Source organism: Microbacterium sp., from assembly GCF_049661145.1.
GTDB lineage: Bacteria > Actinomycetota > Actinomycetes > Actinomycetales > Microbacteriaceae > Microbacterium.
In genome coordinates this window covers 1-2,027 of record NZ_JBASZT010000348.1, presented here as the reverse complement: position 1 = coordinate 2,027, position 2,027 = coordinate 1, and the positions used below count along the sequence as shown (strand labels likewise).

Here is a 2,027-nt window from a genome sequence, read left to right as displayed (position 1 = left end):
GTCGATGCCCGCGGCGCGGCGTTCGCGGACGACTTCGACGCCGGCCGGCAACACGTGGACCACATCCTCATCGGCGGTGACAACCACGACGCGGCGCACGGCGCCGACGGCCAGAACCGCGTCGACCGTGTCGAGCGCGATGGCACGGGCGACCTCGGCGCGGCCCGCGGCATCGTCCGCGAGCCGCGACTTGCCGAGCGCGAAGGGCTTGACGGGGATCATCACGACCCAGTCACCGCCACGACGTGCCGTCACACTCCCCGTCACGCTCCGAACCTCTCGCGCAGCCGGGGCAGGATGTCGCGGGCGTAGCGATCCAGGAACTCGCCCTGATCGTCGCCCGGGTCGTGGAACACGAGGTGCGTGAACCCCAGCTCGACGTAGTCGGCGATGCGGTCGACGTGCTCGTCGGGATCGTCCGAGACGATGAAGCGCGAGGCCACGCGCTCGATCGGCAGCTCGGCCGCCCGGGCCTGCATCTCGCGCGGGTCGTGGATGCCCATCTTCTCTTCGGGCGACAGCGCCAACGGCGCCCAGAACCGCGTGCGCTCGCGGGCGGTCGCAAGATCCGGGTGGTACGAGACCTTGACCTCGATCAAGCGCTCCACGTGGCGCGCGCCTGCCACCCCGGCATCCTTCGCACCCGCCGCCTCACCCGCGGCGACGGCGGGCAGCAGCGTGTCGCGATACAGCCCGGCATCCTTGCCGCTCGTCGTGATGAAGCCGTCGGCGACGCGTCCGGCCAGACGCGCGGCAGCCGGTCCCGCCGCGCCGATGTAGATCGGCACGGGCACCTCCGGCCGGTCGTAGACGGTCGCGTCGGCGACGCGGTAGTAGTTCCCGTCGAACGTGACGCGCTCGCGCGTGTGCAGTTCGCGGATCAGCGCGATCGCCTCTTTCAGCCGCTGGAATCGCTCGGGCGGATCGGGCCAGTCGATCCCGAGCGTCACCTCATTGAGCGCTTCGCCGGTGCCGACGCCGAGCACGACACGCCCCGGATACAGCACGCCGAGCGTCGCGAACGCCTGCGCCACGACCGCCGGGTGGTAGCGGAAGGTCGGAGTCAGCACCGACGTGCCCATCACGATCCGCGACGTCCGCGCGCCGAGCGCGCCGAGCCACGGGATCGCCGCCGGCGAGTGCCCGCCTTCGTGCATCCACGGCTGAAAGTGGTCGGACACGAACACCGAATCGAAGCCCGCGCCCTCGGCCGCGACGGCGTAGTCGAGCAGTTCTGCCGGACCGAACTGCTCCGCCGACGCCTTGTATCCCAGCGTGATCGTCATGTCGTACCTCGTCCTCCGGATCTCGGCGTTCCCGACAGCGCCGGCTCAAACACGCGCTCCTCCGCAGACTCGATCATCCGCTCGAACCCGCCGACCGTGCCCGGCCACAGCAGCGTGAGCCGGCGGGAGCGGTCGTCGACGTACCAGCTGCCGCATCCGGAGAGCCAGGGCGTGTCGACGGATGCCGCGTCGATCGCCGCCGTTGCGGCCTGCTCGGCTGCGGGCAGCGTCCGCAGCACACCGTCGTGGAGCGGCCGCACCGCCAGGGCGCGTCGGACGAACGCGGCCTGCTGTTCCAGCACGAGCAGCGACGAGGTGTGCGCGAGCGCCGCGTTCGGCCCGCCGAGCACGAACAGGTTGGGGAAGCCGGCGACGACGGTCGTGGCCGCGGCCGTCATCCCGCCCGCCCAGTGCGCTGCGAGGGTCTCGCCGCCCTCGCCGCGCACGAGGTCGGCATACGGCTGCCGGGCGGTCTCGAACCCGGTCGCGAGCACCAAGAGGTCGACATCGCGCACGCGTGCACCGCTCGCCGCGATGAGGTCGCCGCCCCGCACGGCGGCGAGCGCAGACGGTTCGAGGCGGGCGTTTCCGGCGCCGAACCCGCCAGGCCCGCTTCCCCCGCCAAGCCCACGTCCGCCGCCCAGAACACCGCCGACCCCGCCAAGCGCCGGATAGAAGTCGTCCGAGAGCACGACGCGTTTGCAGCCGAAGGGGTATGCCGGGGTCAGCGCACGCCGCAAC

At 72.0% G+C, this 2,027-nt stretch carries 1 protein-coding gene and 2 pseudogenes; all 3 read right to left on the bottom strand.

All coding sequences use genetic code 11. From position 1 onward, the window contains the following. A pseudogene (locus WBP48_RS14400) lies at positions 1-267 on the bottom strand (2-phospho-L-lactate guanylyltransferase); the annotation flags it as partial. Continuing rightward, positions 264-1,286 carry a glucose-6-phosphate dehydrogenase (coenzyme-F420) gene (gene fgd, locus WBP48_RS14395; protein ID WP_424441442.1) on the bottom strand — a complete coding sequence of 341 codons (1,023 nt, stop codon included), beginning with the start codon at positions 1,284-1,286 and terminating at the stop codon, positions 264-266. The pseudogene WBP48_RS14400 and the gene fgd, both read right to left, overlap by 4 nt. Then, positions 1,283-2,027 (bottom strand): annotated as a pseudogene (locus tag WBP48_RS14390) (hypothetical protein); the annotation flags it as partial. The pseudogene WBP48_RS14390 and the gene fgd, both read right to left, overlap by 4 nt.

Bases quoted from the DNA above. Each gene is read 5' to 3' on its own strand.
- fgd (WP_424441442.1), bottom strand. From the start codon at position 1,286: ATGACGATCACGCTGGGATACAAGGCGTCGGCGGAGCAGTTCGGTCCG.